Here is a 7,108-nt window from a genome sequence, read left to right as displayed (position 1 = left end):
CCACCCACCCGGACGACCCCAAAAACCCGCCGTTCTAGTCGTAACGCTCAAACGGCAGGAAACCCCGCTCAACTGGCCGGAAAATTAGCGCTCAAACGGCCGACATCCAATTGACAAAACACAGTGCTGCACCTGGTCGGCAAGGGCAACAAACCCGCAACCATGCCGCTGACCGTCCCGGTGCTGCGTGTCCTGGAGAGCTGCCGGGGGCAGCGCACCACCGGGCCTCTGATCCTGCGGCCACTGTCCGGGAAACCGGTTGACCGGCGAGATGTGTACCGGATGGTTATCCGCATCGCTCGTGCCGCCGCGATCCCGCGGCACATCAGCCCGCACTCGCTGCGCCACGCGGCGATCACCAACGCCCTCGATGCCGGAGTCCCGCTACGTGACGCGCAGATCTTGGCTCGGCACGCCGACCCGCGTACCACCGAGCACTACGACCGCGCCCGCGGCAACCTCGACCGCCACGGCGTCCACTTCCTCACCGCCTATGTCGCCGGCGTCTGAACGACCACTCGACGATGCCGGACCCGCCCGAATGACTCACCTCCGACCACTCACGAGCGGATCACTCCACACGGTCTAGACAGCGGAGCTGGCCGCGAGCAAGATATCTGTCAGGGACTCTTCGACTGCCGGTCACAGGGCGGAATCGAGGCCAGACATGGCGGACTTCGACAGGGAGTGGTTAGGAAACGTCCCGCGCCCTGGCTATGGTTTCGATGACGGAGCCCAGATCGGCTTGAGACGCCTCGAGGAGCGTGGGAATGGTGATCTCGGCGACGTCTGGTTGTGGAGCAACCGCATAGCTGCTGCCCTCCCGCAACTTCGAGAACAATTATCAGGAATCCCATTTGTCAGTCGCATCGCTGCTGGCTTCATCGAGGAGTTAGACGGCGCCTTCGGTGTGATCGTGTATGCAGAGGTGCCGGACAATGAAGGATTCGTACAGGACCCTGACGATGTCGGCAGATCAAGGTTTTCGATGAGTGTCGACGACGTCTCCCTTCCAGTAGTGGTCCGGTACACGGTTCTCGAGGAGCATTGGCGCACAGCCCCGCACGTGACAGCGCCGACTCAAGCTCGGGCTTCTTGCTGGGTGAAGTCTCATTCGCGGCACAGAGAGGGTTGGCTGGTGCCGCGACACGCAGTCGATCCCATCAGTGCCAGGGTTGCATTTGATGACGGTGGTACTGGAAGGGTCATCGATGCCTACGGTGGGTGTATCGACGCTGTTGTCGTATCGAGCACGATGCCACCGCCAGCCCGCGCTCCTTCAAGAGCATCGTGGCCGGTGGTGGCGGGTCAGCCGTTAGTTCTTTCGGCCAGCCGAGGCCACCACATCAACGTGACGGTTGTCGACACTGACATGAACCTTGGCGTCTTAGGCAGCATCCTGTTTCCTGTCAGATTCAGTATTGACTGGACAGGCCTACCCGGTGACTCCGGAGCGTTCATCGTCGACGACACGCTGAGAGAGCCAGCGGGTATGTATCTCGGCGTCTTGCGGCCCATCCTGGAGGGCTACGTGCCACCTGGACTCCAGTCAGCCCCGCCCGCAACTGGTTATGCCCAAACGTGCCATCAGCTAGAAACAGCATCCGGATTGGAGTTTTATCCATGACCACACAGGCCAGTCAGCCTGACATCGAGGTTTGGGTGGCCGCGCCACCAATGCTCCAAGCCGAGGACAACCCAGGAGAGGGTTACGGTCAATCCGATTCCTTCGGCAATGCCGATGAGGTGGAACTTCAGTCGAAGGTGCTGGACCTATGGAAGCGCAGGGCCGCGAGGGTTGACCCAGCAGAGTTTCTCGATAGCTGGAAGAAGGCGTTTCAGGCTGTCGAGGCGATTTTCACTGCAGATTCAGAGCCGAACCAGAAGAGCAAGTACGTGCTGGACTCGGTCACGGCGAAACTGTCACTCACCGCGTCGGGCAAGGTCGCGTTCGTCGCAGAACTAAGTGGTGAGGTGGCGTTCGAAGCGACCTTCAAGCGGCGTCAGTGATCGCTGCCCCGAGCCGTCGCCTCGGCAAACTCGAATCGTCGCCCCGTTGCGGGGTCAATGCGTCCTTCCGCCGCAAGTGACGCTCGGCCCGACGAGGACATCGTCTGCGGCGCCCGACCGCGCTGTAGCGTCGCCACGCGCACTCCACCGAATACGACGCCCGCATAGCCCTTACGCACTACTGACAATGCAGAAGACCAGATCCTGCTGACCTGGTTCAACCGTGGCGGCCATTCCGAGCCGGGTTGGCGCATGCCAGGGGTGTTCGACAAGCCCATCACGGATGCCGTCATCCGAGAGGTATTCAAGGAGGCAGATTTCCGTGTGGCTGTCGGCCCGATCCTCGCGAACCACCACTTCACTGTTCCACGCAACGCCGATGAGCATCCGACGCGCTCTCAGCGATTCATCCTCGGCGCGACCATCATCGGCGGGGACCTTGGGACCAGCGAGGCAGGCGGCACGCCGGCTTCGCCCAGTGGGTACCCATCACCGACCTGTCGAGTCTGGGACCGCGTGCCGACATCCCCGGTGTCGCCATGAGGCTGCCGTCGGATCCGAACCGTTATAGCCAGCATGGGACGGGTCGGATCCTGCCGCATCCCGTGCCCCGGTAGGTCAGGCGGTCTCGGCGACCCGCTTGATTGCCGCGAGCGTTCGCGGAATCCCGTCGTGCGCCAGTCGGATGCGCTCGTCGATCTCCGCCGCCGCCTGGTCGCCATACTTCTCACCAAACATGGCGATCCCACCCGGCAGGAACTGCCAGCTCTCGGTCAGCCTGGTGGCCGCACCGTCCGGCGCAAATGAGAAGCCCCATCGCGCGAAGCTGCCGCCCACGACCCAGGCGAACTCCCGGCCACGATCGGCTGCAACAACCCGGGACTTGGTGTCCCAGGTGCGATCTGGCAGCTCATTGTGGCCAGTGAACCCGGCGCCGACCTGACCCGCCTGTGCCGCGTCGTCCCACCGGCACCACGTGCAGACCGGGCTCCACTCTCCCGTCCGGGCGATGTCGCTGACCAGGTCGTAGAGCGCCTCCGGCGTTGCCTCGACGACGATCGACTGCTCATGGGTGTGCACTGGAGTTTCGCTCATCGGTTCCTCACTTGTGCTGTCGGCGACTGCCCGCGTGCCAGTCTTCTTGCTTGCCAATGGTGCCGGTCTCCACACCGAACCCGACCAGCTGCGGCTGCTCCCGCATACTGCGCTTCAGCTCGGCGAACCCGGGGAACCGAGCCAGGCCGACCACGTGGTCCCACAGCTCGCCGGCGTGCTCCTGCTCGGGCAGCCGGCTGATCACCGGGCCGAAGAACGCGACCCCCTCCGGCGGCTCGAAGTGGATGATCGGGGTGCCGACGTCCTTGCCTGTCAGCGCCAGCGCCTCGTCGCCGTCCGCACGGATCTCGGCGTCCCAGGACTCGTCGCCCAGGGCGTCGGCCAGGTCGAGGGGCAGACCGGCCTCCCGCAGGATCGGCTCGACGAACGCCCGCGTGCCGCGCCGCTCGCGGTTCTCCTGCTCACCTGCGACATCGGTGGGCGGTGGAGTGTCAAAGATATGCTTCCCGAAGGCCGCCTGCAGCGGGTCCATTGCGGCGCGCCCGTGCTCGGCGCGCGCCCTGGCGGCTACCCGGAGCAGCCGTAAGCCGGCGGTGTGCCCGGCCTCGTACTCCGGCGGGAAGTGCGCGTCGTAGTCGATGTGCGAGTTGATCAGACGCAGCGAGATGAACCGCCAGTCCACGGTGAGGTCCCGCTCGACCTGCACCATCCGGATCCACTTGCTCGTCAGCCAGCAGAACGGGCACACCGGGTCGAAGTAGAAACGGATGTCAGTGGAGGTCATATCTCCACCGTATGCCGCCCGCGCGGGAGGATTGCAGCGCCTGCCCGAGTGTGCACACTTTGGAAGGAGTCATGGCGCCTACTCGACGGTGACCGACTTCGCCAGGTTGCGTGGGCGGTCGATGTCGCGGCCGAGCTGGGTTGCCACGTGGTAGGCGAGCAGCTGCAGCGCCACGGTGAGCAGCACCACCTGCAGCTCGACCTCACCGTCCGGCACGTTGATGCGCTGCACGTCGAGCCCGTCCAGGTTGACGCCCTCATGGGTGAGAGCCAAGACCCGCCCGCCTCGCGCCGAGATCTCCTGCAGCGCGCCGATATTGCGATCGACAAGCTCGTCGTTCGGCACGACCGCCACCGTCGGCATCGACGTGCTGATCAGCGCGAGCGGGCCGTGCTTGAGCTCGCTGGTCTGGTAGGCCTCGGCATGCTGGTAGGTGATCTCCTTCAGCTTCTGCGCACCCTCCCGTGCAACGGGGTAGCCGCGCACGCGGCCGACGAAGAAGAGGCTCTCGGCGCCGACCAACGAGGCTGCGGCGCCAGCGATCTCGTCATCGGTGTCCAGGACCTGCTGCACCTGCTCGGGCAGGCTCTTGAGCCCGGCGATGATGCGTGCCCCGTCGGCATACGACAGGTCACGGACCCGGCCGAGGGTGAGGGCCAGCATGGCGAACCCCACCGCCATGTGGGTCAGCACCTTGGTCGAGGCGACACTGATCTCGGGCCCGGCGTGCAGATAGATGCCGCCGTCGCACTGTCGGGCGATCGTCGACCCGACCACGTTGACCAGTCCGACGACGCGGCCACCCTTGCGCTGGATCTCGCGCACGGCAAACAGGGTGTCGGCGGTCTCCCCCGACTGGCTGACCGCCACATAGAGGGTGTCGGGCTCGATGATCGGGTTGCGATAACGGAACTCCGAGGCGGCCTCGGCGTCCGCGGGGATCCGGGCGAGATCCTCGATCATCGAGGCGCCCATCTGGCCGACGTAGTAGGCCGATCCGCAGCCGATTGCCTTGACCCGCTTGAATCCTCGCAGCTCGCGCGGGTCGATCCCCAGGCCGTCGAGACGGGCTGTGGCGAACCGCTCGTCGAGTCGGCCGGACAGCATACGGGCCAACGACTCCGGCTGCTCGAAGATCTCCTTGTGCAGATAAGTGTCGTGCCCGCCGATCTCCAGGTCGGCCGCATCGAGCGCCACCCGCTCGGGCACCTTGCCGGTCTCACGCCGGTCCATCGTGAAGGTGCGGAACCCGTCGGCGGTGATCGCCGCCATCTCGCCGTCGTCCAGGTGCACGATCGACGACGTATGCCGCACGAGCGCCGACGCGTCGGACCCCACGAACATCTCGTGCTCGCCTACGCCCAGGATCAACGGCGACCCCTGACGAGCCACCACAATCCGGTCGGGCGCATCCGCATCGACGACGGCGATTGCATAGGTGCCGGTCAGTCGGGTCAGCACGTCGATAACCCTGTCCTCCAACGAGCCCGCGGTCGACCGCGAGACGAGGTGAGCGATGACCTCGGTGTCGGTGTCGGAGGTGAGCCGCACCCCTGCCGAGGACAGCTGCGCACGCAGGTCTGCGGCATTGTCGATGATGCCGTTGTGCACCACCAGGATCCGGCCATCTTCACTGGCATGCGGGTGGGCGTTCTCCAGGGTCGCCGGGCCGTGCGTGGCCCACCGGGTGTGCCCGATGCCGGTCGTGCCGCGCAGCGTCTTGGGCATGGCCGCCTCGAGGTCACGCACGCGGCCTACCGCGCGCACCACCCTGGGACCCTTGCTCGTGATCACCGCGACACCCGCCGAGTCGTAGCCGCGATACTCCAGCTGGGTCAGGCCCTCGATCAAGATAGGAGCAGCCTGCGACTGCCCGATGTATCCCACGATTCCGCACATCTGGTGGCCTCCTCAGCCGTAGACGATCCTGCGCAGCTGGCGCGCGGACAGTGGCGGCGCTGCCACTGTGCGCTCCGCCAGCTCGGCGGCGATCTGCTCGAAGATCGCCGCGTTCCGCATGCCGTAGGTCTTCAGGTGCAGGTGCCGGCGACGCACGTAGTCGGCAACCGGCTCCCGGTGCCAGGTGAGAACGTCGTCAACCACCCGAGACGCCTCCGGCAGACTGAGCCCGGTGGAGTCCGCGATGCGCTGCACGAGATCGGGGTCTGGCACTCCCGCATCCTGCGCCCTTCCGCCGCCCCATGGCAACTTCTTGCCCGAAATCGGGCAGGAACGCCATCACGGCTTAGGCAGTAGGTTGAGCAGGTGGCGTCCACGAGCGGCTCGGCGCCGGCGGAGACCCTGACCGTCGGCGAGCGCACCGTGCGCATCTCGCACCCGGACCGGGTCTACTTCCCCGAGCGCGGCGAGACCAAGTTGGACCTCGCGCACTACTACCTGGCGGTCGGCGACGGGATCGTGCGCGCGCTGCGCGACCGGCCGTGCATGCTGCACCGCTACCCGACCGGGGTGACCGGGCAGAAGGTGCACCAGAAGCGCATCCCGGGCGGCGCACCGCCCTGGCTGGAGACCGTGCCGATCCACTTCCCGCGCTACAACCGCACCGCCGACGAGGTCTGCGTCACCGAGCTGGCAACGGTGATCTGGGCCGTGCAGATGTCGACCGTCGAGTTCCACCCCTGGAACTCCCGGCGCCAGGACACCGAGCGTCCGGATGAGTGGCGCATCGACCTCGACCCGATGCCGGACTGCCCGTTCGACCGGGTCCGACGCTGTGCGCAGCTCTGCCACGAGGTGCTCGACGAACTGGACATCACCGGATACCCCAAGACGTCAGGTGGGTCCGGCCTGCACATCTACGTCCGAATCGGACCGCGGTGGGGGTTCGAGGACGTGCGCCGTGCCGCGCTGGCCTTCGCGCACGAGGTGGAGCGACGCGCGCCCCAGGAGGTCACGACCGCCTGGTGGCGCAAGGACCGCGACCCCACAGCCTGCTTCGTCGACTACAACCAGAACAGCCGCGACCACACCATTGCAAGTGCCTACTCCGTGCGCGGCAACCCGCGCGGGACCGTCTCCACGCCGATCACCTGGGACGAGCTCCCCGACATCGATCCGGAGGACTTCACGATCGCCACGGTGCCCAAACGGTTCGCCCGCCTCGGCGACCTGCACTCCACGATCGACGAGCGAGCCCACGGCCTGGAGACTCTGCTGGACTGGGCCGACCGCACCCCGCCGAGTGGCGCAAATAACGGTCGAGTGGAGTAGATGTAGGCGCTCCACTCGAGGTGTTAT

The 7,108-nt window shown here is 66.0% G+C and carries 9 protein-coding genes; 4 read left to right on the top strand and 5 right to left on the bottom strand.

Going from position 1 to position 7,108, the window contains the following annotated elements:
* Positions 1–123 precede the first annotated feature (123 nt).
* The 3 genes from FGL98_RS11690 (at position 124) to FGL98_RS11680 (ending at position 2,010) form a co-directional block, all read left to right on the top strand.
* Positions 124–510 carry a tyrosine-type recombinase/integrase gene (locus tag FGL98_RS11690; RefSeq protein ID WP_222432132.1) on the top strand — a complete coding sequence of 129 codons (387 nt, stop codon included), beginning with the start codon at positions 124–126 and terminating at the stop codon, positions 508–510.
* Between the two features lie 157 nt (positions 511–667).
* Positions 668–1,627, top strand: coding sequence for a hypothetical protein (locus FGL98_RS11685; RefSeq protein ID WP_146316945.1), 960 nt, complete (start codon positions 668–670; stop codon positions 1,625–1,627).
* Entirely contained in the window at positions 1,624–2,010 is a 387-nt protein-coding gene (locus tag FGL98_RS11680; protein WP_146316944.1) for a Pepco domain-containing protein, read from the top strand. The genes FGL98_RS11685 and FGL98_RS11680 overlap by 4 nt, the downstream gene beginning before the upstream one ends.
* A gap of 171 nt (positions 2,011–2,181) precedes the next feature.
* On the opposite strand, the gene FGL98_RS11675 is transcribed toward FGL98_RS11680, so the two are convergent.
* From FGL98_RS11675 to FGL98_RS11655, 5 genes are all read right to left on the bottom strand, one after another.
* Positions 2,182–2,397: a hypothetical protein gene (locus tag FGL98_RS11675; RefSeq protein WP_146316943.1), complete on the bottom strand. Its 216-nt coding sequence runs from the start codon at positions 2,395–2,397 to the stop codon at positions 2,182–2,184.
* Positions 2,398–2,628: 231 nt separating this feature from the next.
* Positions 2,629–3,105: an SRPBCC family protein gene (locus FGL98_RS11670; protein ID WP_146316942.1), complete on the bottom strand. Its 477-nt coding sequence runs from the start codon at positions 3,103–3,105 to the stop codon at positions 2,629–2,631.
* Positions 3,106–3,112: 7 nt separating this feature from the next.
* Positions 3,113–3,850, bottom strand: a complete 738-nt coding sequence (locus FGL98_RS11665; RefSeq protein ID WP_146316941.1) for a DsbA family protein — start codon at positions 3,848–3,850, stop codon at positions 3,113–3,115.
* 78 nt (positions 3,851–3,928) lie between these two features.
* Positions 3,929–5,749, bottom strand: coding sequence for a glutamine--fructose-6-phosphate transaminase (isomerizing) (gene glmS, locus FGL98_RS11660; protein WP_146316940.1), 1,821 nt, complete (start codon positions 5,747–5,749; stop codon positions 3,929–3,931).
* A gap of 12 nt (positions 5,750–5,761) precedes the next feature.
* Positions 5,762–6,022, bottom strand: coding sequence for an HU family DNA-binding protein (locus FGL98_RS11655; RefSeq protein ID WP_146316939.1), 261 nt, complete (start codon positions 6,020–6,022; stop codon positions 5,762–5,764).
* A gap of 93 nt (positions 6,023–6,115) precedes the next feature.
* On the opposite strand from FGL98_RS11655, the gene ligD reads away from it, so the two are divergent.
* Positions 6,116–7,081 carry a non-homologous end-joining DNA ligase gene (gene ligD / locus FGL98_RS11650; protein WP_186526117.1) on the top strand — a complete coding sequence of 322 codons (966 nt, stop codon included), beginning with the start codon at positions 6,116–6,118 and terminating at the stop codon, positions 7,079–7,081.
* The last annotated feature ends 27 nt before the right edge of the window (positions 7,082–7,108 follow it).

Source organism: Leekyejoonella antrihumi, from assembly GCF_007845645.1.
GTDB classification, from domain to species: domain Bacteria; phylum Actinomycetota; class Actinomycetes; order Actinomycetales; family Dermatophilaceae; genus Leekyejoonella; species Leekyejoonella antrihumi.
This window is presented reverse-complemented; position numbering and strand designations above follow the sequence as displayed.